This is a genomic window from Pseudomonas sp. E102 (assembly GCF_052660185.1).
This window is the reverse complement of record NZ_CP084025.1, coordinates 5,606,253-5,630,973: the sequence shown is the minus strand read 5'-3', so window position 1 is coordinate 5,630,973 and position 24,721 is coordinate 5,606,253. Positions and strand designations below refer to the sequence as shown.

General features: G+C 63.0%; 18 protein-coding genes. 10 read left to right on the top strand and 8 right to left on the bottom strand.

From position 1 onward, the window contains the following. Position 1: 1 nt before the first annotated feature. From DOCECA_RS25470 to DOCECA_RS25460, 3 genes are all read left to right on the top strand, one after another. Entirely contained in the window at positions 2 to 1,267 is a 1,266-nt protein-coding gene (locus DOCECA_RS25470; RefSeq protein WP_445571253.1) for an ABC transporter permease, read from the top strand. Between the two features lie 11 nt (positions 1,268 to 1,278). After that, positions 1,279 to 1,797 carry a DUF3299 domain-containing protein gene (locus DOCECA_RS25465; RefSeq protein WP_420767543.1) on the top strand — a complete coding sequence of 173 codons (519 nt, stop codon included), beginning with the start codon at positions 1,279 to 1,281 and terminating at the stop codon, positions 1,795 to 1,797. Between the two features lie 137 nt (positions 1,798 to 1,934). Next, entirely contained in the window at positions 1,935 to 2,633 is a 699-nt protein-coding gene (locus tag DOCECA_RS25460) for an OmpW/AlkL family protein (protein WP_434562060.1), read from the top strand. Between the two features lie 204 nt (positions 2,634 to 2,837). Here DOCECA_RS25460 and DOCECA_RS25455 read toward each other — a convergent pair whose 3' ends face one another. Together DOCECA_RS25455 and DOCECA_RS25450 are read right to left on the bottom strand one after the other, a co-directional pair. After that, positions 2,838 to 3,767: an NAD-dependent epimerase/dehydratase family protein gene (locus DOCECA_RS25455; RefSeq protein ID WP_420767541.1), complete on the bottom strand. Its 930-nt coding sequence runs from the start codon at positions 3,765 to 3,767 to the stop codon at positions 2,838 to 2,840. Next, the gene (locus DOCECA_RS25450; protein ID WP_420767540.1) at positions 3,760 to 4,644 is read right to left on the bottom strand and encodes a sugar nucleotide-binding protein; all 885 of its coding nucleotides are present in this window, start codon (positions 4,642 to 4,644) and stop codon (positions 3,760 to 3,762) included. The genes DOCECA_RS25455 and DOCECA_RS25450 overlap by 8 nt, the downstream gene beginning before the upstream one ends. 339 nt (positions 4,645 to 4,983) lie before the next feature. On the opposite strand from DOCECA_RS25450, the gene DOCECA_RS25445 reads away from it, so the two are divergent. Next, positions 4,984 to 9,297: an Lhr family helicase gene (locus DOCECA_RS25445; protein ID WP_445571252.1), complete on the top strand. Its 4,314-nt coding sequence runs from the start codon at positions 4,984 to 4,986 to the stop codon at positions 9,295 to 9,297. Positions 9,298 to 9,477: 180 nt separating this feature from the next. Here the strand turns inward: DOCECA_RS25445 and DOCECA_RS25440 are convergent, their stop codons facing one another. Beyond that, complete coding sequence (locus tag DOCECA_RS25440) at positions 9,478 to 11,523, bottom strand: mechanosensitive ion channel family protein (protein WP_445572190.1); 2,046 nt, start codon at positions 11,521 to 11,523, stop codon at positions 9,478 to 9,480. 362 nt (positions 11,524 to 11,885) lie between these two features. Here DOCECA_RS25440 and DOCECA_RS25435 point away from each other — a divergent pair, with 362 nt between their 5' ends. The 4 genes from DOCECA_RS25435 to DOCECA_RS25420 are packed head-to-tail and all read left to right on the top strand — an operon-like array spanning position 11,886 to position 15,910. Next, a complete protein-coding gene (locus tag DOCECA_RS25435) occupies positions 11,886 to 12,812 on the top strand; it encodes a DUF72 domain-containing protein (RefSeq protein ID WP_420767538.1) in 927 nt (308 codons plus the stop codon). Continuing rightward, positions 12,809 to 13,627, top strand: coding sequence for an endonuclease/exonuclease/phosphatase family protein (locus tag DOCECA_RS25430; protein ID WP_420767537.1), 819 nt, complete (start codon positions 12,809 to 12,811; stop codon positions 13,625 to 13,627). The genes DOCECA_RS25435 and DOCECA_RS25430 overlap by 4 nt, the downstream gene beginning before the upstream one ends. After that, positions 13,624 to 14,922 (top strand): cardiolipin synthase ClsB, encoded by a 1,299-nt coding sequence (clsB, locus tag DOCECA_RS25425; RefSeq protein WP_420767536.1) that lies wholly within the window; start codon positions 13,624 to 13,626, stop codon positions 14,920 to 14,922. The genes DOCECA_RS25430 and clsB overlap by 4 nt, the downstream gene beginning before the upstream one ends. Next, positions 14,909 to 15,910, top strand: a complete 1,002-nt coding sequence (locus tag DOCECA_RS25420; RefSeq protein WP_420767535.1) for a lysylphosphatidylglycerol synthase domain-containing protein — start codon at positions 14,909 to 14,911, stop codon at positions 15,908 to 15,910. Before clsB ends, DOCECA_RS25420 begins: the two co-directional genes overlap by 14 nt. Positions 15,911 to 15,954: 44 nt before the next feature. Here DOCECA_RS25420 and DOCECA_RS25415 read toward each other — a convergent pair whose 3' ends face one another. The 3 genes from DOCECA_RS25415 to DOCECA_RS25405 all read right to left on the bottom strand — a co-directional run bounded on the left by DOCECA_RS25415 (position 15,955) and on the right by DOCECA_RS25405 (position 18,998). Continuing rightward, positions 15,955 to 16,713, bottom strand: a complete 759-nt coding sequence (locus tag DOCECA_RS25415; protein WP_305498458.1) for an alpha/beta hydrolase family protein — start codon at positions 16,711 to 16,713, stop codon at positions 15,955 to 15,957. After that, positions 16,703 to 17,812, bottom strand: coding sequence for a DUF3182 family protein (locus DOCECA_RS25410; RefSeq protein WP_420767534.1), 1,110 nt, complete (start codon positions 17,810 to 17,812; stop codon positions 16,703 to 16,705). Before DOCECA_RS25410 ends, DOCECA_RS25415 begins: the two co-directional genes overlap by 11 nt. Before the next feature lie 190 nt (positions 17,813 to 18,002). Continuing rightward, positions 18,003 to 18,998, bottom strand: coding sequence for a GlxA family transcriptional regulator (locus tag DOCECA_RS25405; RefSeq protein ID WP_434649890.1), 996 nt, complete (start codon positions 18,996 to 18,998; stop codon positions 18,003 to 18,005). Between the two features lie 98 nt (positions 18,999 to 19,096). Here DOCECA_RS25405 and DOCECA_RS25400 point away from each other — a divergent pair, with 98 nt between their 5' ends. After that, entirely contained in the window at positions 19,097 to 19,654 is a 558-nt protein-coding gene (locus DOCECA_RS25400) for a cysteine hydrolase family protein (RefSeq protein WP_434649889.1), read from the top strand. A 91-nt stretch (positions 19,655 to 19,745) separates the two neighbouring features. On the opposite strand, the gene DOCECA_RS25395 is transcribed toward DOCECA_RS25400, so the two are convergent. Together DOCECA_RS25395 and DOCECA_RS25390 are read right to left on the bottom strand one after the other, a co-directional pair. Next, positions 19,746 to 20,261, bottom strand: a complete 516-nt coding sequence (locus DOCECA_RS25395; protein WP_024778338.1) for a single-stranded DNA-binding protein — start codon at positions 20,259 to 20,261, stop codon at positions 19,746 to 19,748. 9 nt (positions 20,262 to 20,270) lie between these two features. Further along, positions 20,271 to 21,668, bottom strand: coding sequence for an MFS transporter (locus DOCECA_RS25390; protein WP_434609258.1), 1,398 nt, complete (start codon positions 21,666 to 21,668; stop codon positions 20,271 to 20,273). 168 nt (positions 21,669 to 21,836) lie between these two features. On the opposite strand from DOCECA_RS25390, the gene uvrA reads away from it, so the two are divergent. Beyond that, complete coding sequence (uvrA, locus tag DOCECA_RS25385; RefSeq protein WP_420767530.1) at positions 21,837 to 24,671, top strand: excinuclease ABC subunit UvrA; 2,835 nt, start codon at positions 21,837 to 21,839, stop codon at positions 24,669 to 24,671. Positions 24,672 to 24,721 lie beyond the last annotated feature (50 nt).

The following is a 24,721-nucleotide window of genomic DNA, read 5'->3' as shown; positions in this document are numbered from 1 at the left end:
GATGTATTTGCTCCGTCTAGCCATGACCAGCCTGGCGAACCGTCGCTTCACCGCGATCCTTACCGCTTTTGCCATTGCCCTCTCGGTGTGCCTGTTGCTCGCGGTGGAGCGAGTGCGCACCGAGGCGCGGGCCAGCTTCGCCAGCACCATCAGCGGCACCGACCTGATCGTCGGCGCCCGCTCCGGCTCCGTGAATCTGTTGCTGTACTCGGTGTTTCGCATCGGCAACGCCACTAACAACATCCGCTGGGACAGCTTCGAGCAGTTCGCCAACAACCCGAAAGTGAAGTGGGCGATCCCCATGTCCCTTGGCGACTCCCATCGCGGTTACCGGGTGATGGGCACCACCGAGGCCTACTTCGAGCATTACCAGTACGGCCGCCGGCAACACCTGGCGTTGGCCGATGGCCGCGCGTTCGCCACCGACCCATTCGAAGTGGTGCTCGGCGCGGAAGTGGCCGAGGCGCTGCATTACAAACTCGGGGAAAAGCTGGTGCTGGCCCACGGCGTGGCGGCGATCAGCCTGGTCAAGCACGACGACAAACCCTTTACCGTGGTGGGGATTCTCAAGCGCACTGGCACGCCGGTGGATCGCACGCTGCACATCAGCCTCGGCGGCATGGAGGCCATCCATATCGATTGGAAAAATGGCGTGCCGGCCCAGGGCAATGGGCGCATCAGCGCCGACCAGGCCCGCAACATGGACCTCACGCCGAAAGCGATTACCGCGTTCATGCTTGGCCTCAACAGCAAGATTTCCACCTTCGCCTTGCAACGCGAAATCAATGAGTTTCGTGGCGAACCGCTGCTGGCGATCCTGCCGGGCGTGGCGCTGCAAGAACTGTGGAGCCTGATGGGCACGGCGGAAAAAGCCTTGTTCGTGATCTCGCTGTTCGTCGTGCTGACTGGCTTGATCGGCATGCTCACGGCGATTCTCACCAGCCTCAACGAGCGGCGCCGGGAGATGGCGATCCTGCGTTCGGTGGGCGCGCGGCCCTGGCATATCGCGAGCCTGCTGGTACTCGAAGCCTTCGCCCTGGCATTGGCCGGGGTCACCGCCGGGCTGGCCTTGTTGTACATCGGCATCGCCGCCGCCCAGGGTTATGTGCAGTCGGCCTACGGTTTGTACCTGCCATTGGCCTGGCCGAGCGAGTATGAATGGGCGCTGCTGGCTGGCATTCTGGTCGCCGCCCTGCTGATGGGCAGCGTGCCGGCCTGGCGCGCCTATCGCCAATCGTTGGCCGATGGCCTGTCGATCCGTTTATGAGGACGTTGAAAATGCCCCGCGCCCTGCTTGCGCTGTTGATGATGGTTTCCCTGCCGCTGTGGGCGGCCGAGCCGAGGGACCTGGCCTGGTCGGAGATGATCCCACCGGATGCGCCGCCGGAAGTGCCGAACATGACGCCCCTGCACGACCTGTCGAAGATGAGCGATGCCTTGGCCGCCGAATCCGCCCCGGCGGCCAAGCAGGACCTGCCCAATGCCCCGGTGGTCAAGGCCCTCGATGGCCAGCAGATCCGCTTGCCCGGTTATATCGTGCCGCTGGAAGTCAGCGAGGAAGGCCGTACCACCGATTTCCTGCTGGTGCCGTATTTCGGCGCCTGCATCCACGTGCCGCCCCCGCCGTCGAACCAGATCGTGCATGTGAAAAGCGAAGTCGGGGTCAAGCTCGACGAGCTGTACCAACCGTACTGGGTCGAAGGGCCGATGCAGGTCAAGCCGTCCACCAGTGAACTGGCCGATGCCGGGTATCAGATGGAGGCGCAAAAGATTTATGTCTATGAACTGCCGGAGTGACCCCGCAGTGATGCGTTGTTTTTGCGATAGCTTGCTCGCGATGGGCTTCATCACATTTTCATTGAGCTGAGTCAAAAGACCGGACCAGACGGCTCCGTACCATGGGACATCAATTTTCGATGCCTTCTGGAGCCCCCATGCACAAGTCTCTGCTCAGCGCCTCCCTCATCGCGCTAGCCCTCGCTGCGCCGTTTGCCCAAGCCCATACCGCCGGCGACATCATCGTTCGCGCCGGCGCGATCACGGTCAACCCGGACGCCGACAGCTCCAGCGTCAAGGTCGACCGTGGCCCGCTGGCCGGCGCCGACCTGGGCGGTAAGGCGACCCTGAGCAGCGACACACAGTTGGGCCTGAACTTCGCCTACATGCTCACCAACAACTGGGGAATCGAATTGCTGGCGGCCTCGCCATTCGAGCACGACGTGAAACTCAAGGGCACCGCACTCGGCGCCGCCAACAACAAGCTCGGCACCCTCAAGCACCTGCCGCCGACCCTGAGCGTGGTCTACTACCCGCTCGACGCCAAGTCGGCATTCCAACCCTATGTCGGCGCCGGCATCAACTACACCTGGATCTATGACGAACACGTCGGCAGCGAAGCCAGCGCCAATGGATTCAGCAACTTTCGCGCGAAAAACAGCTGGGGCATGGCGTGGCAAGTCGGTGCCGACTACATGCTGACAGACAACATCATGATCAACGGCCAGATCCGCTACATCGACATCGACACCACGGCCTATGTCGACAACAACGCCGTGGCCGGCGGTACCCGGGCCAAAGTGGACGTCGATGTGGACCCGTTCGTCTACATGGTTGGGTTGGGTTACAAGTTCTGACCCCACACGACATTGACATGCCTACACACCCCGTGGCGAGGGAGCTTGCTCCCGCTGGACTGCGAAGCAGGCCCGACGAATTTGCGACCGCTTCGCGCCCGAGCGGGAGCAAGCTCCCTCGCCACAGGTTTCACTTGCCACAAAAGCGATGCATGACTCACAAAAAAGGCGCCCCGAAAGGCGCCTTTTTTTCGGCTGCGAAACTCAGCGCCCCAACAACCGCGCCAGCCCCACGCTCATCGGCGTCTGCTTCGGGACGTTGAAGCGCTCCAGTAAACGAGCATTGTTTGCCCGCGAATGGCGGATGTCGCCGGAGCGCGCCGGGCCATGGCTGATCGTAGGTAAATCGCCCACCACCACGGCCAGGGCCTGGAGCATCTGCTTCAAGGTCGTGGCCTGGTTCCAGCCGACATTCACCGCGCCGACCTCCACTTCCGGTTTTTCGATGGCCTGGACCAGCACGTCCACCAGATCCTCAACGTAGACGAAATCCCGAGTCTGCTCGCCGTCGCCGAACACGGTGATCGGCAGGCCTTTCTGCGCCCGTTCGCTGAAGATACTGATGACGCCTGAATACGGCGAGGATGGATCCTGGCGTGGACCATAGATGTTGAAGAAGCGGAACACCACCGGCTCCAGTTCATGCTGGCGACGATAGAAGTCGAAATAGAATTCGCTGGCCAGTTTGTCTGCCGCATAAGGCGTCAACGGCGCCTTGGGCGTCTCTTCGTCGATGGACTGGCCTTCGCCATTGTTGCCGTAGACCGCGGCGCTGGAGGCGAACAGCACCCGCTTCACCCCGGCCTGGCGCATGGCTTCGCAGACGTTCAGGGTGCCGATGAAATTGCTCTGGTGCGTGCGCACCGGGTCGTCCACCGAGGCTTGCACCGAGGCCACGGCGGCCAGATGCGCCACGGCGCTGCAACCGGCCACGGCCCGGGCGACCAGCGCGGCGTCGGCGACATCGCCCTCGATCAGCTCCAGAGCCGGGTTATCCAGCGGCAGGTTGCTGCGCTTGCCAGTGGACAGGTCATCGAGAATGCGCACCGAATGCCCTTTGGCAAGCAAGGCGTCGGTCAGGTGCGAACCAATGAAACCCGCGCCGCCGGTGATGAGAACTGGGCCTTCAGCCATGGCGATAGAACCTATCCAGTAGGGCCGGGAGTGCGGCGCGCCAGGCGCGGGGCTTGATCCCGAAGGTGTGCAGAATTTTCTTGCAGGCCAATACCGCGTGCTGCGGTTCTTCCGCCGCGTCCGGCCTTGCGGCGTGGGCCTGGGGCGTCGGCGACTCGATGGCCAGCGGGTGCAGGGCGCGGGCTTCGGTGAGGATCGCCTGGCCCAAAGCCAGCGGCGTGGTCGCCTCATGCCCGGCGTAATGATAGGTGCCCCACAGCGGCGCCGCGCAATCGAGTTGCTTGAGCACCGAGATGATCACCCTCGCGGCATCGTCCACCGGCGTGGGGTTACCCCGACGGTCGTCGGCCAGCAACAGCTCTTCAGGCTGCTCGGCCCGGGCCAGGAAACGGCCGAGGATGCCGTCGGCGCTGTCGTCCAGCAGCCAGCCAAAACGCAGCAGAACATGTTGCGGGCAAGTGGCGCGCACGCTTTGCTCGATGCGCCACAACGCCTGGCCACGCAGGCCCAGGGGCACCGGTTCATCCTTTTCGCTGTAGGCGGTGGCGCGGGAGCCGTCGAACACGCGATAGCTCGACGGTTGCAGCAAGACAATGTTGTGATGCTGGCACAGTTCGGCCAGGCGCTCGACCGCCCGCTCTTGGCTGGCCAGGCGTTGCTCGCTGACGGTTTCGGCCTGGAACCAGTCGAAGTAGTACGCCAGGTTGATCAAGGCGTCCGGCCGGGTGTCGTCGAGCAACTGCGTGAGGCTCGCGGCATCCCAGCCGTCTTCGGGGGGGCGGGGGGCGAGAAAACCGATGTCTTCTTCCGCACCGAGGCGAATCAGCGCCTGCCCAAGGGCATTTCCGCCGCCCAGTAACATAAGGCGCATTCGCATAAAGTCAGCAGGCCCAGTCTGTTGGCACAAGAATTTGGTCGACAACGCCCGAGGGCGTCGCCGGAATCGTTGCATTTTGCGGGTTTAGTGCGCAACCGTCATCCGTAATGTGTAGATCGCCGGGTTTGCCGTCTTCCAAGGCGGTTGCCGAGCTCTTGTGGCGAGGGGATTTAGCGAAACGTCGCACCGCCCCGCTGGGCTGCGCAGCAGCCCCAACCAAGCAAATGAGGCGAGCCTGACCCACCCAGGTGTTAATCAAAGGGACTGCTGCGCAGTCCAGCGGGGATAAATCCCCTCGCCACTTGCATCCTCCCCACCCCACCCGCCTAAACTGCCCCCATGAATCTGCCCCTTGCAGCCGACCACGCCATGGCAGGCTTTCATCCCGCCGTTCGCGCCTGGTTCAGCCAGACATTCCCGGCCGTCACGGCCGCCCAGGCCCGGGCGTGGCCGTTGATCGGCCAGCGCCGCTCGGTGCTGGTCGCCGCGCCCACGGGTTCGGGCAAGACCCTTACTGCATTTCTCGCGGTCCTGGATGACTTGGTACATCGCGGCCTGGAGCAAGGCGGGCTGCCGGACGAGACACTCGTGGTCTACGTCTCGCCGCTCAAGGCCTTGAGCAACGATATCCAGATCAACCTGCAGAATCCCCTGGCCGGCATCACCGAGCAATTGCAGCGAATGGGGCTGCCGCCCTTGCCCATCACCACCGCCGTGCGCACCGGCGACACGCCGCAAAAAGAACGCTCGGCGATGCGCAAGACCGCGCCGCACATCCTCGTGACCACGCCCGAATCGCTCTATGTGCTGCTCGGCTCCGATTCCGGCCGGCAGATGCTTGCCAGCACCCGCACGGTGATCGTCGATGAAATCCACGCCATCGCCGCCAGCAAGCGCGGCAGCCATCTGGCCTTGAGCCTGGAACGGCTGCAAGCGCTGTGCGCCGAACCGTTGGTGCGCATCGGCTTGTCCGCCACGCAAAAGCCCATCGAGGCGGTATCGCGGTTTCTCGTCGGTGAAGGACGCGCCTGTGAAATTGTCGACATCGGCCACGCCCGCCCCCGCGACCTGGACATCGAGGTGCCGCCGGTGCCGCTTTCTGCGGTAATGGCCAATGACGTCTGGGAACTGGTCTACAACCGCCTCGCCGAGCTGGCCCGGGCGCACCGAACCACACTGGTATTCGTCAACACCCGGCGGCTGGCCGAACGCCTGAGTCGTCACTTGAGCGAGCGCCTGGGCAAAGACTCGGTGGCGGCCCACCACGGCAGCCTGGCGAAGGAGTTTCGCCTCGACGCCGAGCAACGCCTCAAGCGCGGCGAGCTGCAGGTACTGATCGCCACGGCGTCGTTGGAGTTGGGCATCGATATCGGCGACGTCGACCTGGTCTGCCAGATCGCCTCGCCCCGTTCGATCTCGGCGTTCCTGCAAAGGGTTGGCCGCTCCGGTCACCAGGTCGGCGGCACGCCCAAGGGGCGCCTGTTCGCTACCACGCGCGACGACTTGATCGAGTGCGCCGCCCTGCTCGATTGTGTGCGCCGTGGCGAGCTGGACATCCTGCACATCCCCAAGGCGCCGCTGGACGTCCTGGCCCAGCAGATCGTCGCCGAGGTCAGTTGCCAGGAATGGCATGAGCAGGCGTTGCTGGAGATGTTCCGCCGCGCCTCGCCCTATGCCGGGCTCGACGAAGATCATTACCAGGCCCTGTTGCAAATGCTCGCCGAAGGCCTCAATGGCCGGCAAGGCGTACGCAGTGCCTACCTGCACCGCGATGCCGTGACCCGGACCTTGCGTGGACGGCGGGGTAGCAAGCTGACGGCCGTGACCAGCGGCGGCACCATCCCGGACAACGCTGACTACAGCGTGCTGCTCGAACCGCAGGGCTTGAACATCGGCAGCGTCAACGAAGACTTCGCCGTCGAGAGCATCGCCGGCGACGTCTTCCAACTCGGCAATACCTCGTACCGGATCATCCGCGTCGAGACCGGCCGCGTGCGGGTCGAGGACGCCCAGGGCCAGCCGCCCACCATTCCATTCTGGCTCGGCGAAGCCCCAGGGCGCAGCGCCGAACTGTCCCTGGCCGTGGCCCGCCTGCAAGCCCAGCTGGATCAGTTGCTCGGCGCCACGCCGGGCAACCTGCAACCGGCCCTCGACTGGCTGACCGGCACCTTGCACCTGAACCTCGCCAGCGCCGAACAGATCCTCGATTACCTGGCCCCGGCGCGCCTGGCCTTCGGCGCCCTGCCCTCCCAGGACACATTGGTGATGGAACGGTTTTTCGACGAATCCGGCGGAACCCAACTGATCATCCACACGCCTTTCGGCAGTCGCATCAACCGCGCCTGGGGCCTGGCCCTGCGCAAGCGTTTCTGCCGCACCTTCAACTTCGAATTGCAGGCCGCCGCCAGCGAGGACGCCATCGTGCTGTCGCTGTCCACCAGCCACAGCTTCGAACTCGACGAAGTCTGGCGCTACCTCAACAGCCAGAGCGCCGAACAGATCCTGGTCCAGGCGGTGCTGGACGCGCCGTTGTTCGGCGTGCGCTGGCGCTGGAACGCCGGCGTGGCCCTGGCGTTGCCGCGCTACACGGGCGGGCGCAAAGTCGCGCCGCAGATCCAGCGCATGAAAAGTGAAGATTTGATCGCCAGCGTATTTCCCGACCAGATCGCGTGCCTGGAAAACCTCGCCGGCGAGCGTGAGATTCCCGACCACCCGCTGGTGGAACAGACCCTCGACGATTGCCTCCATGAAGCCATGGACAGCGAAGGCTGGCTGGCCCTGCTGCGACGGATGGAGGCGGGCGAGATACACTTGGTCAGCCGCGACCTGCCTGCGCCCTCGCCCCTGGCGGCAGAAATCCTCAGCGCCCGGCCCTATACCTTTCTCGACGACGCGCCGCTGGAAGAACGCCGCACCCAAGCGGTGATCAATCGACGCTGGAGCGATCCGCAGTCCACCGATGACCTGGGCGCATTGGACGCCGATGCCATCCAGGCCGTGCGGGAAGAGGCCTGGCCGACGCCGACCAGTATCGATGAAATCCACGAAGCGCTGATGAGCCTGGCCTGCATCGCCGACAGCGAAGCCAGCGCCGAGCCGTCGTGGCGGGAGGGGCTGCAAACCCTGGCCGAGCGCGGCCGCGCCAGCCATGTGCGAATCAGCGATGAACGCGGCCTGTGGGTGCCGTTGGAGCGGCTGACGTGCTTGCAAGCAATTTATCCACAAGCCCAATGGCAGCCGCCGCTGGCACCGCTGCCGGGGTTTGATGCGCCGTGGGACAGCGACGAGGCCGTGGTGGAAGTGCTGCGCGCGCGTCTCAGTGCCTTTGGCCCGCAGCCATTGACTGCGATCGCCTACCCGCTCGGGCTGTCGCCGGCGCAAGCGACCCAGGCCCTGGCCCAGCTGGAACAGCAAGGCTATGTGCTGCGCGGTCGCTTTACCCCGGGCACCGGGCAAGAGGAATGGTGCGAACGGCATCTGCTGGCGCGGATCCACCGCTACACGGTCAAGCGTTTGCGCCGGGAAATCGAGCCGGTAATGTTGCAGGACTTCATGCGGTTCCTGTTCGATTGGCAGCACCTGTCGCCGTCCAGCCAGGGCCGGGGCAGCGCCGTGCTGCCATCGATCATCAGCCAGTTCGAAGGCTACCCGGCCGCCGCCTCGGCCTGGGACAGCGACCTTTTGCCGGCGCGGATCAAGGATTATTCGCCGAGCTGGCTTGACGAGCTGTGCCGCAGCGGCAAGTTCGTCTGGACGCGCCTGAGCGCCCGCCAGAAGCTGTCCGCCAGCGCCCTGCGCAGCACGCCAATCGTGTTGCTGCCGCGCACCAAGGTCGCGCTGTGGAGCAGCCTCGCCGAGCAGACACCCATCAGCGAACTGTCGCTCAAGACGCAAAAAGTCCATCAAGCCCTCAGTGAACACGGCGCGTTGTTTTTCGATGAATTGCTGCACGAGGCCCACCTGCTGCGCAGCGAACTGGAAACCGCCTTGCAGGAATTGGTCGGTGCCGGGCTGGTGAATGCCGACAGCTTCGCCGGGCTGCGTGCCCTGATCACCCCCGCCAGCAAACGCCAGGCCCGCAGCAGCCGGCGCGGGCGCGGGGCGTTTGTCGGAGGCATGGACGATGCCGGGCGCTGGGCCTTGCTGCGCCGCAGCTCGCCAGCGCCAGAACCCGGCAACCGGCCCGCGCCCACACCGCCCGACACCCTGGAACACATCGCCATGACCCTGCTGCGCCGTTATGGCGTGGTGTTCTGGCGTTTGCTGGAACGCGAAGCCGACTGGCTGCCGAGCTGGCGTGAGTTGCTGCGCACGTTTCATCGCCTGGAGGCGCGAGGCGAGATTCGGGGCGGGCGTTTCGTCAGCGGGCTGGCCGGCGAACAGTTCGCCCTGCCTGAAGCCATTGCGCTGCTACGCGACGCAAGACGTCGACCCGCCGATGGCAGCCTGGTCGCGGTGTGCGGGGTCGATCCGTTGAACCTCGCTGGCACGTTGCTGCCGGGGGCGAAAGTACCGGCGCTGGCGAGTAATCGGCTGGTTTATCGGGACGGGTTGCCGGTGGCTGCGGTGGTTGCGGGCAAGCAGCATCTGTTTGTGGAGTTGGATGCAGAAGGGATGGCTGGGGTCAGGAACAAGCTTATTCAGAAAAGTTGAGGGTGTCTGGCTGGACCCCATCGCGAGCAAGCTCGCTCCCACATTGGATCTACGGTGAATGGCCAACCCTGTGGGAGCGAGCCTGCTCGCTCCCACATTGGATCTACGGTGAATGGCCAACCCTGTGGGAGCGAGCCTGCTCGCGAAGGGGCCACTAGCATCACTATAAAACTGAGCAACTTACTGAGTTTGCTCAGGGGCAGCACCTTCCTCCTTCGGCTCCTCAACCAAGCGCTTCGGCAACACCACCTGCTGTGGATAAGTCTGCGCGAAGTGCACCGACGGCTCGTTATCCACAAGCTTTTTCAACCGCTGGTTGAACGCCCGGCTCACGGCATATTGTCCGCCCGAGACCGTGCGGAACTGGGCGGTGAGGACCACGCCGTTGAGGTCCATCTTGTCCACGCCGAATACATCCAGCGGCCCTTGCAGGTTGAACTTGAGAAATGGGTCCTCGGAGATCGAATCGCCGGCTTCGCGGATCAGCTCGATGGCGCGGTCCACGTCGGTGTCGTAGGTGAACTGCACCGAGAAAAACGCAAAGGCGAATTGCCGGGATTGGTTGGTCACGGCCTTGATCTGCCCGAACGGCACCGAATGCACGAAGCCCTTGCCATCGCGCAGGCGCAGGGTGCGGATGGTCAGGCCTTCGACGGTGCCGGCATGGCCGGAGCTGAGCACCACCCAGTCGCCAATGGACAGCGTGTCCTCAATGATGATGAACAGCCCGGTGATCACGTCCTGGACCAATTGTTGCGATCCAAAACCAATCGCCAGCCCCACCACGCCGGCCCCCGCGAGCAATGGCGCGACGTTGATGCCGAGATTGGCCATGGTGGTGATCGCGCAAATCACCACCAGGATTATTTTCGACGCGTTGCGCAACAGCGGCAGGATGGTCTTGACCCGCGTGCTGGGCTGGCGAGCGCCGCGCTTGTTGAGCGGTGGTTTCAGTGCTTCCTGGATCGCCGTGTCGAGCACTACCCACGTCAACCACGTCACCAGGAAGATCAAGCCAATGCGGCTCAGGGAATCACTGATCGCCCGCCCCACGGCATTGCGCGAGGCGAACTCGAACAGCGACAAGCCCCAGATCCGCCCGAGGATCTCAATGAATGCCACGGCCATGACGATGCGCAACAACCCATGCAACAGGCTCAACAGCCGCCCTTTGTAGGCGCTGTGGCGCTGGATGGCCTCGGCTTTGGGTGATTTGAAGATGTGCTGGAACACGGTGCTGAGGAACACCGTCGCGATCAGCAAAATGGTGGTGAACAAGGCGCAACGCAGGGCCTTCTGGTTGTCCTCGCCGACACCGACCAGGCTCACCGCCGACACCAGTACCATCAGCAGGATCGGCCAGTACCAAAGGCCGGAAAAGATCCGCAGCGACTCCTGCAATGCGGGTTGCTTCAAGCGCTGGGTCAGCGACCGGTTGCGGATCAGATGGGCCACCGGCCGGCGCATGTGGATCACCAGCCAACCGAAGATCATCGAAGCCGACAGGCCGGTGAACACCGCGACGCTGCTGGTGATGTTGCCACCCAGCTGTCGAGCGATCTGCGGGCTGGTCAAGGCATCGCTCAGCGCGGCCAGGAAGCCGATCAGGAACAACGGCCGCGGGCTGAAACGACGAAGGATCGCCACTGCTCGCCGCTTGTGGCCGCCATTGAACATGACGATGACGCAGAGCAGTACCGATGTGGAGACAATGCCGCTGCTGGTGGCGTAGGCAAAACACAACGCCAACGCCCGGCCGACCGACACTTGCAGGAAATGGCTGACATAGAGGGTCAGCGGCAGACAGGCCACGGCCGGTAACGTGTAAGGCAGCAGGTAGCCGAGCAGGTCCAGCATCCGTTGGCGAGTGCGCAGCCAGCGGCGCCGACTCAAACGGCGCATCAGCAATCGCGCGCCGCTCCATATCAGCGCAAACGTCCCCAGCCACACGCCCGAAAGCAACAGGAAATCCCCCGCCACACGCCACGACGAGCGGGACGTCTGATCCACCAGGCGATCCACCTCGTCCGCCGCACGATCCGCCCGCAGACGCCACGCGCCCACCAGGCTGCGGTCAAGGTCGAGCTTGTCCTGGACGTCGTCGATGCTCGAGCTGATGGCCCCCAACAGGCCCCCCTGTACCAGCGGCTCGGGTTCGGCCGGGGCTTCGGCGGGCTTGGAGGTGCCGGGGATCGCAGCGGTCCCGTAGGCGCTGGTGCCGGTCATGGCCAGCAGGAAAAGCAGCAACACAGTGCTCAATCGGGACAAGACGCAGGGCTCCTTCACGCAGGATCGGTAAGGAACTGATCAACAACGGGCCGGCAAGTTCGCTCGGAAGGCCAATACAACCCTGGTGGCGAGGGGATTTTTCCCCGCTGGGCTGCGCAGCGGCCCCAAAAGCAGCCCCTCGGTGTCTCAGGCTGATCATGCCCGACCTTATTGGGCCTGCTGCGCAGGCCAGCGGGGATAAATCCCCTCGCCACAACTGCTCAGCCCCTTCCGTCGGTAAGGCCATCGAAACTTTCCAGCCCGCCCAGCGGTCATCAAAAGACACAGGCGGTACGAGGTCATTGGCACGGGAGGGATACATGACGGCGATCCACATTGGCATTTCCGGTTGGCGCTACACGCCTTGGCGGGGCGACTTCTACCCCAAGGGGCTGGCGCAGAAACGGGAACTGCAATTCGCCTCTCGAGCGGTCAACAGCATCGAAATCAATGGATCGTTCTACGCCCTGCAACGTCCCGAGCGGTATGCCCAGTGGTACGCCGAGACGCCGCCAGGCTTTGTGTTCAGCGTCAAGGCGCCGCGCTTCATCACCCATGTCAAACGCCTGCGGGATATCCACAAGCCGTTGGCGAATTTCTTCGCTTCCGGGGTGCTGGAGCTCAAGGAAAAACTCGGCGCCATCCTCTGGCAGTTTCCGCCCAACTTCAAATTCGACCCGGAGCTGTTCGAGGACTTCCTCAAGCAGCTGCCCCACGACACCCACGCCGCCGCCGCGCTGGCACGCGAGCACGAGTCGCGCCTGGACGGCCACGCCAGCACCGAGACCGATAAGAAGCGACCATTGCGCCACGCGGTGGAGATCCGACATGAAAGCTTCGTCGACCCACGCTTCGTCGCCCTGCTCAAACGCTACGACGTCGCCTTGGTGGTCGCCGATACCGCCGGAAAATGGCCCTATCGCGAGGATGTGACCAGTGACTTCGTCTACCTGCGCCTGCACGGTGCCGAAGAGCTGTACGCCAGCGGCTATACCGACGAGGCGCTCAAGCGTTGGGGCGACCGGATCGAGGCCTGGAGCCACGGCACGCAGCCGAGCGACGCCCAGTTGATCGATCCGAAAAAAAAGCCTCGGGCACGCAAGAGCCGAGAGGTGTTCTGCTATTTCGACAACGACATCAAGGTCCGCGCGCCCTACGACGCGCGCCACCTGCTGGAGCGCTTCGACCTGGACAAGCACCTCGCCACCGCTCCCGGTGAGCGCCCGGCAGAAGGAGTATTGCCATGAGCACGCCAGAATCCAGCGAAGCCACCCGCGAGCCGTTGCAGGACGCCGCGCAGCGCTTGCTCGACCAGGTCAATCGATTCACGGTGCTGACGGTCAATACGCACAAGGGCTTCACCGCGTTGAACCGGCGTTTCATCCTGCCGGAACTGCGCGAAGCCGTGCGCAGCGTTTCCGCCGACGTGGTGTTCCTGCAAGAAGTGCATGGCACCCACGAGCACCATCCCCAGCGCTACAGCAACTGGCCGAGCATTCCCCAATACGAATTCCTCGCCGACACCCTCTGGCCGCAGTTCGCCTACGGGCGCAACGCGGTGTATCCGGCGGGCGACCATGGCAACGCGTTGCTGTCGAAATTCCAGATCATCCGCCACGACAACCTCGACGTGTCCATCAGCGGCCATGAAAGCCGCGGCATGCTGCACAGCGTATTGCGCCTGCCGAACGCTGAGGGTGGACGGGACGTGCACGCCATTTGCGTCCACCTGGGGCTGCGTGAAGGCCATCGCGTCGAACAATTGAAGTTGCTTTGCCAACGCCTGGGCGAGCTGCCGCCCGAGGCCCCGGTGATCGTCGCGGGGGATTTCAACGATTGGCGCGGCAAGGCCACTGACCTTCTCGAACCTTGCGGTTTGCGGGAGGTGTTCGCTGAACAGTGGGGCAAACCGGCCCGAAGTTTTCCGGCACGCCTGCCGATTTTGCGCCTGGACCGGATCTATGTGCGCAACCTCAAGGCCCATCACGCCCAGGTACTGAATGTACGACCCTGGTCGCACCTTTCCGACCACGCACCGCTGTCGGTGGAGATTGAATTATGAGCGCGACGATGAACAAGGCGACGGTGGAAAAGGTCGAGGTACCGCCCACCGAGCGCAACCCGGCGCTGGCCGACGTCGAATATGGCTGGCATGGCAACAACCGCGTCACGCTCCTGGAAAACGGAGAGGAGTATTTCCCACGTGTCTTCGAGGCGATTCGCCGTGCCCAGGAAGAAGTTCTCCTGGAGACTTTCATTCTGTTCGAGGACAAGGTCGGCTTCGAACTGCGGGACATATTGGTGGACGCGGCCAAGCGCGGCGTACGCATCACCGTCAACCTCGACGGTTTTGGTTGCGGTGAGCTGAGCACTGCGTTTCTCGCGTCGTTGAGCGATGCCGGAGTACGCCTGCAAATGTTCGACCCTGCCCCACGGCACCTGGGCATCCGCACCAACTGGTTCCGCCGCCTGCACCGCAAGATCGTGGTGGTGGATGGCGTGATCGCATTCATCGGCGGGATCAACTTTTCCGCTGACCACCTGGGCGATTTCGGCCCCGAGGCCAAGCAGGATTATTCGGTGGAGATCAAAGGCCCGGCGGTGGTGGATATCCATCACTTCGCGCTGCTGCAAACCGGGCGTCCGGCCCGGGCCAAGTATTGGTGGCAACGTCGCCGCAGCCGCCGTACCGAGCTGGCATTCAATGATCATGACGGTCAGGTGCGCCTGGTTTATCGCGATAACCACGAGCATCAGACCGACATCGAGGAGGTCTACCTTCAAGTGCTGCGCAGCGCCCAGCGCCGGGTAGTGATCGCCAACGCCTATTTCTTCCCCGGTTATCGGTTGCTGCGTGAGCTGCGCAACGCCGCGCGACGCGGCGTCGAGGTGCGGCTGATCCTGCAAGGGCAACCGGACATGATGATCGCCAAGCTGGCGGCGCGGATGCTTTATGACCATTTGATCAAGGCCGGCGTGACGATCTACGAATATTGCGAGCGCCCGCTGCATGGCAAGGTCGCCCTGGTGGACGAGGACTGGGCCACCGTGGGTTCGAGCAACCTCGACCCGCTGAGCCTGTCGCTGAACCTGGAAGCCAACGTGCTGATCCGCGACCGCGGCTTCAACCGCGAGCTGTTCGAGCGTCTCGAACACCTGAGCCGCAATCACTGCACCGTCATGCCAGAAAACCACGCCCCGCGCGGGCTGCTCTGGCGCATGACTATCGGTTTCATGGTGTTCCACTTCCTGCGTCATTTTCCGGCCTGGGCCGGATGGCTGCCGGCCCATAAACCACGTCTGAAACCTTTTTCACCGCCGACGGCGGTCCGGAGCGAACCCCATGAACCACTCTGACGCGCACACCGCGCCGAGAGATGCCCATGCGCCGGAACAGGCCAAGCCCAAGTCCCGCTGGAGCCGCTGGAAACGCCCGCTGACCCTGGCTTTTTTCCTGCTGTTGATTGTGCTGTTCACCGCATTGGCTCGGCGCATCGACTGGTCCGAGGTTTTCACCACCCTGGCGGACTTCAAGCTGCGCACGCTTTTCATTGCCGCCGCCCTGACCATCACCAGTTTCGTCACCTACGCCTGCTTCGATCTGATCGGCCGTACCTACATCCGGCAGAAACTTGGGTGGCGGCAGATCCTGCCGGTGGGGGTGATCAGTTATGCGTTCAATCTCAACCTCAGCGCCTGGGTAGGTGGCATCGCCATGCGATATCGACTTTATTCGCGGCTGGGGGTGAGCACGGGCAATATCGCCAAGATCCTGGGCTTGAGCCTGGCAACCAACTGGTTCGGTTATATGACCCTGGCCGGCGTGGTGTTCAGCAGCGGCCTGGTGACCATGCCTCCAGGCTGGAAGCTGAGCAGCAATGCACTGCAAGGCGTCGGGGCGCTGTTGTTGCTGGCAAGCGCCGGCTACCTGCTGGCCTGCCGCTTTTCAAAACGCCGCGCCTGGACGGTTCGTGGGATGGAGATCAACCTGCCTTCCCTGCGCATGGCCGTGCTGCAACTGGCCCTCGGGGCGTTGAACTGGTCGCTGATGGCGGCGGTGATCTTTACGTTGCTGCCGAGCAAACTGGATTACCCGGTGGTGCTCGGGGTGTTGCTGATCAGCAGTATCGCCGGGGTGATCACTCACATTCCCGCTGGGCTCGGCGTGCTGGAAGCGGTGTTCGTCGCGCTGCTGCAGCATGAGGTGTCGCGGGGCAGCTTGATTGCGGGGCTGATTGCCTATCGGGCGATCTATTTCATCCTGCCGTTGTTGATCACGGTGGTGATGTACCTGGTGATCGAGGCGAAGGCCAAGGCGTTGCGGGTCAAGCCTGGGGTCAAGTGATGCGGTGCCTGATCCGACGAACAGGCCCGCCTGGACGCTTATGTCTACCGCTCCTGAATGATGCTCAACCGCTCGCCCACCACCATCTCCGTGATCCAGCTCACCAGGATCGAGGTGTAGGCCTGTTGTGACACGGGGTCGCTCAGGGAATGGTCGGCGCCGTCGATGATCCGGTGGGTCAGCGAATGGGTCTGCTGACAGGCGGCGCGGTAGCTCATGATGGTGGCATGGGGCACATGATCGTCGGTCTCGGACTCCACCAGCAGCACATCGCCTGTGAACTGCGAGCACGCGTGCAAGGCGCGATTGGTGTCGGCATGGACGAGCGTGCTGCGATAATCGAGCAGGTCGGCTTTATCCAGGTCGCGCTTGGGCGTGTGCCATTGCTCGTCGCGATAAAGTGCCGGCACGCGCAAGGCCAGCCAACGCACCGGACGCAGCGAGGTCAGGATCGAGGCCAGGTAGCCACCGTAGCTGGTGCCTACCACGGCTATCGCCGAGGTATCGAGGGCGGGATGGGCGAGCAATCGGTCGTAGGCCGCCAGCAGGTCCCGCAGATTGTCCTCCCGCGTGACCCGTGACAGCGGGATCCCGGCGCCCCCCGTATGCCCGCGCAAGTCGAACGTCAGGCAGACACAGCCCAGGCCGGCGATGCCCTTGGCCCGCTCCAGGTCGCGCTCCTGGCTGCCGCCCCAACCGTGTACGAACAACACGCCGGGGACCTTCGACTTGGGGCTGAGGAAGGTCCCGTTCATATGCTCATCGTCAATGGCAATCTGGATGGTTTCGCTTCTAGCCGTCATAGGATTGGACCGTTACGTATTTGAGTAGGAAATCACCATTCTCTGCCGCGCCGCGATAAACCTCCGTAGCGCCGGCCGGCAGTGGTTGGTCGGTGTAGGTCTCAACCGAGGACACCCGAACCGCGCGGGTCGCGGGATCCTCGACAAACACCTGCAATGCCGCGAGCTCCGCGCTGCTGGCGCCGCCCATTCGCCACGACTGCTCCAGCACGCCGCCGCGAAATTGGCCACCGGTGTCGGTCCCTTGGGCAATGTCGTAGTTGCGCCGCGAAGCAAAGAACGTGGGATACGCCTGGTTGGCAGCGTCATCGAACACCTGCGCCAACCGCACCGCTTCGCGTACATCGTCCGGCAATTCCAGGCCGAGCAACTCGATGTAGCCACCCTGAGCCACCAGCAGGTCAGAGCCGCCGTAGACCTCTTCGCCTTGGTTGTCGCGGGTCAGGTGCTGGACGCCGCAATAGCTCAGGACCTTGCCGTTGATAAAGCTCTGGCCCACGCTCTGGGTCTTGACCTCATTGAGGTTCTGCTCCAGCACGATCCCCTCGCTGAATAACGCCTGGGCGTCTGGAGCCGCGACGATTTCATCGAATTGCGCGATGCTGCGGATAACCCGCTGACCCCGTCCGGCACAAGCATGGATTGGCTTGAAGCGAATCGGCCCGGCGTAGAGCAAATGCTCGGCGGCCTGGCGCGCATCCTTGAGCGAGAAGACGCTGACACCATCAAGCACGACGCCACGGGTCAACTTGCCGAACAGCGGTGACCAGCCCTTCGGCGCGACCGCGTCCTTATTCAACAGACCATGGGCAATCGCCTTGGTGCAGATGAAATCGTGATCGACATAGCCGCCCCAAAGATCGTCCGGTCCCTTGACGCCCAGACGCAACGCGGCCTCTGGACCGATCAGAGTTTGCGTAGGCAACAGATACAAATCCCGCTCGGCGTGTTGCTGGCTGTCGTAACTGCCGCCGTATTCCAAGCCAAGGATATTCGCCAACCAGCGGGCCAGAGCCCTATTGGTTTCGACTTCATGCAGGGGGGCCTGAGGATTGACCGAGTGGGCCACCACTAATTTGTCACGAGGGATCGACGTCATGCGTTGTCCTTTTAACTGCGCTCAATAGCCGTAGCTATAAGGATTGCAGAGATCAGGCCAACGGCTCAGCGGGGGACGAACGGTCGAGGAAACGGGGGGATGGGCGAATAATGTGGCACCGGGCCTGTTTCATTCTGCACGACTGCAAGCGGACGTCCGGCAATTTGCACGACCGTTGCGCACATCCCCGTCAGCCTCTGGGTGCGTTCTGAGGGGTCACGCCAAATTTCGCCCGGTAGTCACTCGGCGCTAAGCCGGTGATTTTCTTGAAAGTCGCTCGAAAGGCAGAAGGGTCCTGATAGCCGACGGTCCAGGCGATGTGATCGATGGTGCCGTTGGTGAATTCCAGCATTTCCCGGGCCTTGCCAACTCGCAGGTGCTGGCAGTATTCGGTGGGCTTGAGGCCCGTGGCCGCGCGGAACCTGCGCAGGAAGGTGCGCTCTTCCAGTCCCGCCTGTTCGGCCATCGCGCCAAGGGAAACATCCACCGCGCCGCTGCGTTGCAGCCAGTGTTGCACCTTCAGGATCGCACCGTCGCCATGCCCCAGGATTGGCGCGAAATTGCTGCCGCACTGGCTCGCGCTGTCGCTGTGCTCGATCACCAGGAACTGCGCGGTGCGTGTGGCGATGCTTGGCCCGAGCAGACGATCCACCAGCCGCAGCCCAAGCTCCGCCCAGGCCATGAGCCCGGCGGTGGTGATCAGATCGCCGTCGTCCACAATGGGTTTATCGGCGTCCAGCTTGATCTTGGGATAACGCGCCGCGAAGGTCGTGGCTGAAGTCCAATGGGTGGTCGCGCTGCGCCCATCCAGCAAACCGCTTTCGGCCAGCAGGATCGAGCCGACGCAAACCCCTCCCAAAACGGTGCCGCCTGCGTGCTGCGTCCGTAGCCAATCCATCAGTGTCGGCGTCGCGATAGCTTCATTGAAGCCGGCAATAGAGGGCGGTATCAACAAGGCGATCAAGGGCGCGTGCGGACCGGCATCGCTGGCAAACACCCGCGACGGCACTTCGCCGTTCGCCGTTTGCCAGTGACTTACGCGCAGCCGTGGCAATTGCACACTGGCCTGCTCCGCCGCGATGGCATCCGCCACCGCAAACAGGTCGGTCAAACCGTGCACCGCCGCCATTTGCGCGCCGGGGTAGATCAGCACGCCGAGTTCGACGAATGCCCTTTCCTGCGCCATTGTCAGTTTTCCCTCGCTTATTGTCGTTGCGGCCAATCGTCGAATCCCGGACAAATGCCAATACTGGCGCCACATCCTGATTAAACGAGGAAGACCCCATGTCAAAGCAAGCGCTCATCGTAGTCGATATCCAGAATGACTACTTCCCCCAAGGGAAATGGCCTCTGGCCGGCGCCGAAGCAGCCGCCGATAACGCCGCCAGGTTGATCGAGGCGTTTCGCCAGGCCGCAAACCAGGTGATTCACATCCGCCACGAATTCACTTCCGACCAGGCCCCTTTCTTCACGCCAGGCTCCGAAGGCGCGCAGTTGCACCCGAAGGTAACCAACCGCGCCGACGAACCCGTGGTGCTCAAACACTTCGTCAATGCGTTTCGCGAAACCGAGCTGCAAGCGACACTCGAGCATCACGGTATCGAACGGCTGGTGGTCGCGGGTAGCATGAGCCACATGTGCATTGACGGCATTACGCGGGCGGCCGCTGACATGGGTTATGAGGTGACGGTGGTCCACGACGCCTGCGCCAGCCGCGACCTGGAATTCAATGGGCTTGTCGTCCCTGCTGCCCATGTCCATGCCGCGTTCATGTCGGCGCTGGGGTTTGCCTATGCGAAGGTGGTGAGTACGGAACAACTACTGGCTGTCGAAAAGCCCTAACCAACTCTCAGGCAGAAAAAAACCGCGCCTCGGGAACCGAAGCGCGGTTTTGTTTTAGCTTGGAGCTTGGGGCTTGATGCTCAGAGCTGCCTCAGAACGGAATATCGTCATCGAAGCTGTCGAAATCCGGTGCCGGCTGCGGCGCGGCCTGTTGTGGGGCCGGGCGCTCGCGTTGTGGCTGTGGCGCTGACTGCGGACGAGGGGCTTGCTGGCGCGGGGCGGACTGCTGGTAGTTGTTGCCACCCTGCTGCTGGTCGCCTTGCGGACGGCCACCAAGCAATTGCATGGTGCCTTGCATGTCGACCACGATTTCAGTGGTGTAGCGCTTGATGCCGTCCTTTTCCCACTCGCGGGTCTGCAGCTTGCCTTCGATGTACACCTGCGAACCCTTGCGCAGGTATTCGCCGGCGATCTCGGCCACTTTGCCGAACATCGACACGCGGTGCCATTCGGTCTTCTCGACCTTCTGGCCGGTCTGCTTGTCGGTCCATTGTTCGCTGGTCGCCAGGCTCAGGTTGGTCACGGCGTTGCCGTTAGGCAGGTAGCGAACTTCTGGATCCTGGCCGCAAGTACCGACCAATATGACTTTGTTAACCCCACGGGCCATAACGTTCTCCTAGGCTTCGCACGCTGCCGGGGCCGGGTTGTTCACCAGGCGCTCGAGCGTCGCACGATCCAATAATTCGGTGTCCAGTTTGATGTATACGGCCGCCTCGTCGGCGACCACCACTGCATCGGTTACTCCAACGACGGCCCTGAGGCGCTCGGCCAGGCCTGCTTCGCGAATGGCTTCGGGCGACAACGGCAAGCGCAGGCTCGTCACATACGGAGGTTCGCGCATGGTAACAGCAAAGGCCAACCAAAGTGCAGCCAGCGCGGCGCAACCCAGGAACACAACCGACAAACCGCCATGCTGGAACAGCCAGCCGCCGAGAATCCCGCCCAACGCCGAACCGAGGAATTGGCTGGTGGAATACACCCCCATCGCCGTGCCCTTGCCGCCCGCCGGTGAAACCTTGCTGATCAGCGACGGCAACGACGCCTCCAGCAGATTGAACGCGGTAAAGAAAACCACGGTGCCGATCACCAGGGCCCGCAGGCTGTCGCCGAACTGCCAGAAGAATAGCTCAGTGAGCATGAGGGTCACGACGGCGCCGAGTAAAACTCGTTTCATTTTGCGTCGCTTCTCGCCATAGATGATGAACGGGACCATGGCGAAGAACGAAATAACCAGTGCCGTCAGGTAGACCCACCAATGCTGCTCCTTGGGCAGGCCGGCCTTTTGCACAAGTGCCAGCGGCAGGGCCACGAAGCTGGACATCAGCATGGCGTGGAGGACGAAGATGCCCAGGTCCAGGCGCAGCAGGTCGGGATGTCTGAGTGTCGGCACCAGCGCCTGGCGGGCCACGCCGGATTCGCGGTGCTGCAAGGGCCCGGTAGAGCGCGGCACGAAGACCGCGACGATGAGGATACCGACCAATGCCATGGCACCGGTTGCCAGGAACAGGCCCGATAAGCCAAAGGCACGCGTCACTAACGGTCCTACAACCATGGCGACCGCGAACGACAGACCAATCGTCATGCCGATCATGGCCATGGCTTTTGTCCGATGCTGTTCGCGAGTCAGGTCTGACAGCAAGGCCATGACGGCGGCGGAAATCGCCCCCGCCCCTTGCAGGATCCGACCGGCGATCACGCCCCAGATCGAATCCGCGTTCGCCGCCAGCACACTGCCGAGGGCAAACACGATGAGCCCCAGGTAAATGACGGGACGTCGCCCGATACGGTCGGAAATAATACCGAAGGGAATCTGGAAAATGGCCTGGGTCAGGCCATAGGCGCCGATCGCCAACCCGATGAGGGCCGGGGTCGCGCCCGCCAGGTCCATGCCATAGGTCGCCAGTACCGGCAACACCATGAACATGCCCAGCATGCGGAAGGCGAACACCAGGGCCAGACCGCTTGCCGCGCGGGTCTCGCCGCTACTCATGCGTTCGCTGTGGGGATCGTGCATGGAAAAACCTCGTGTGAACCGGCGGGGATTCTACCAGTCCCATCGATTGAGGGGGTATATGGCGACCGTTTGCCGCGCAGTCTTCATGTATGACAATTGATAGTGTGTATCCATCCAGTGTTTACCCGTATACTCCTACGTTTTCGACGCCCGCCGAGCGAGGCCACTTTGGACAAGATCCTGATTCGTGGGGCCCGTACCCACAACCTGAAGAACATCGACCTGACCCTGCCCCGGGACAAGCTGATCGTCATCACCGGCCTGTCCGGATCCGGTAAATCATCCCTGGCCTTCGATACCTTGTACGCCGAAGGCCAGCGACGCTATGTCGAATCGCTGTCGGCGTATGCCCGGCAGTTCTTGTCGATGATGGAAAAACCCGACGTCGACACCATCGAAGGCCTGTCGCCGGCGATCTCCATCGAGCAGAAATCGACCTCCCACAACCCGAGGTCGACGGTAGGCACCATTACCGAGATCTACGACTACCTGCGCCTGCTGTATGCGCGTGTCGGCATGCCCCGCTGCCCCGACCACGACATCCCGCTGGAAGCCCAGACCGTCAGCCAGATGGTCGACCTGGTGCTGGCCCAACCCGAAGGCAGCAAGTTGATGCTCCTGGCGCCGGTCATACGCGAGCGCAAGGGCGAACACCTTATGGTGTTCGAAGAACTGCGCGCTCAAGGCTTCGTACGTGCCCGGGTCAACGGCAAGCTGTGCGAGCTGGACGAACTGCCGAAGCTGGATAAACAGAAGAAGCACTCGATCGACGTGGTAGTGGACCGTTTCAAGGTCCGGGGCGACCTGCAACAGCGCCTCGCCGAATCCTTCGAGACGGCCCTGAAACTGGCGGACGGCATAGCGTTGGTTGCGCCGATGGACGACGAACCCGGCGAAGAGATCATCTTTTCCGCGCGCTTTGCCTGCCCAATCTGCGGCCACGCCATCAGCGAGCTGGAGCCCAAGCTGTTCTCGTTCAACAACCCGGCCGGCGCTTGCCCGACCTGCGACGGTCTGGGGGTCAAGCAGTTCTTCGACACCAAGCGTTTGGTCAATGGCGAACTGACCCTGGCCGAGGGCGCGATTCGCGGCTGGGACAGGCGTAACGTCTACTATTTCCAGATGCTCGGGTCGCTGGCGGCTCACTATAAGTTCAGCCTGGACAAACCCTTCAACGAACTGCCCGCCGAACAGCAGAAGTTCATCCTGCAAGGCAGCGGCTCGCAAAACGTCGACTTCAAATACCTGAACGACCGTGGCGATATCGTCAAGCGCTCCCACCCGTTCGAAGGCATCGTGCCCAACCTGGAGCGGCGCTACCGCGAGACCGAGTCGGCCAGCGTGCGTGAGGAACTGGCCAAGTTCCTCAGCACCCAGCCCTGCCCGGACTGCCGCGGCACCCGTTTGCGCCGGGAGGCGCGGCACGTGTGGGTCGGCGAGAAAACCTTGCCGGCGGTGACCAGCCTGCCGATCGGCGATGCGACCGATTATTTCGGTGGGCTCAAGCTGACGGGCCGTCGGGGCGAAATCGCCGACAAGATCCTCAAGGAAATCCGCGAGCGCTTGCAGTTCCTCGTGAACGTAGGCCTGGACTACCTGACCCTCGACCGCAGCGCTGACACGCTGTCTGGTGGCGAGGCCCAGCGTATCCGCCTCGCCAGCCAGATCGGCGCCGGCCTGGTGGGCGTCATGTACATCCTCGACGAACCGTCCATTGGCCTGCATCAGCGGGACAACGACCGCTTGCTCGGAACGCTGAAACACCTGCGGGACATTGGCAACACAGTCATCGTGGTCGAGCACGATGAGGACGCGATCCGCCTGGCCGACTATGTAGTGGACATCGGTCCCGGCGCGGGCGTGCACGGCGGCCACATTGTCGCCCAAGGGACGGCGGCCGAGGTCATGGCGCACCCTGACTCGTTGACCGGCAAGTACCTGTCTGGCCGAGTGAAGATCAAGGTGCCGGCCAAACGTACGCCGCGTAACAAGAAGTTGTCGCTGACCCTCAAGGGCGCCCGCGGCAACAACTTGCGCAATGTCGACCTGGAAATTCCCATTGGTCTGCTGACCTGCGTCACCGGCGTATCCGGCTCCGGCAAGTCGACGTTGATCAACAACACGCTGTTCCCGCTGAGCGCCACGGCCTTGAACGGTGCCACGACCCTGGAAGCCGCCGCCCACGACAGCATCAAGGGCCTCGAGCATCTCGATAAAGTCGTTGACATCGACCAGAGCCCGATTGGCCGGACGCCACGTTCCAACCCCGCGACATACACCGGATTGTTCACACCGATCCGTGAGCTGTTCGCCGGCGTACCGGAATCGCGTTCACGGGGCTACGGGCCAGGCCGGTTCTCGTTCAACGTCAAGGGCGGACGCTGCGAAGCCTGCCAGGGCGATGGCTTGATCAAGGTGGAAATGCACTTCCTGCCCGATATCTACGTGCCGTGCGACGTATGCAAGAGCAAGCGCTACAACCGGGAAACACTGGAGATCAAGTACAAGGGCAAGAACATCCACGAAACCCTGGAGATGACCATCGAAGAGGCCCGGGTCTTCTTCGACGCGGTGCCGGCATTGGCGCGCAAGCTCCAGACATTGATGGATGTAGGCCTTTCGTACATCAAGCTCGGGCAGTCGGCGACGACCTTGTCCGGTGGGGAGGCCCAACGGGTGAAGCTATCCCGCGAGCTGTCCAAGCGCGATACCGGCAAGACCCTGTATATCCTCGACGAGCCGACCACCGGTCTGCATTTCGCCGATATCCAGCAGTTGCTCGACGTGCTCCACCGCCTGCGCGATCACGGCAACACCGTGGTGGTTATCGAGCACAACCTGGACGTGATCAAGACCGCTGACTGGCTGGTGGACCTGGGGCCGGAGGGCGGATCCAAGGGCGGACAGATCATCGCGGTGGGTACGCCGGAACAAGTGGCGGAAATGAAGCAGTCCCACACTGGGCACTACCTCAAGCCATTGCTGGAGCGTGACCGGGACTGATTGGCCCGGACACGAAAAAGCCCCTGGCATCCCATCGATGCCAGGGGCTT